We start from the raw sequence: 424 nt of genomic DNA on the forward strand, positions 1-424 counted from the left end.
GGGTGGTGGGGTGAAGGGGGCGAGTTATAGCTATGACTGGTGGGCTCCGGCGGGGGCGGATGTTGAGGGTGATGCTCGGAAGGTGGCGGAGTATTGGGAGTCGTTGGGGATGACGGTGCGGTTGGTGGACACGACTCCGCGGCCGAGTGTCTATGGGGAGGGTGGTCCGGTGTTGCGGGCGAGTTTCCATACCGGCGGTGCCGAGGAGCTGTACCTGATCGGGGCGGTGATGCCGTGTGCTCCGGGTGACTTCGAATCGCTCCTGCTTGATGACAATGCGCAGCGCGAGGCGGGCGTAATTCTGCCCGGTGATGAAGGGGCCGGGCTGGAGCCGGATCCGAGGGACCGGCCGGCGGGGACCACTCCGCCGAGTTCCGGGACGCAGGGATGAGTCGCGTCGAGCGCAGCCTCGTCCCGGCAGCGG

1 protein-coding gene is annotated in these 424 nt (G+C 67.5%); it reads left to right on the top strand.

Annotated features, from left to right (window positions below):
- Positions 1 to 391 (top strand): hypothetical protein (locus tag ACH61_RS18760; protein ID WP_236713740.1); only part of this gene is annotated, 391 nt, incomplete at its 5' end.
- Positions 392 to 424 lie beyond the last annotated feature (33 nt).

This window comes from Rathayibacter tanaceti (assembly GCF_001634385.1).
GTDB classification, from domain to species: Bacteria; Actinomycetota; Actinomycetes; order Actinomycetales; family Microbacteriaceae; genus Rathayibacter; species Rathayibacter tanaceti.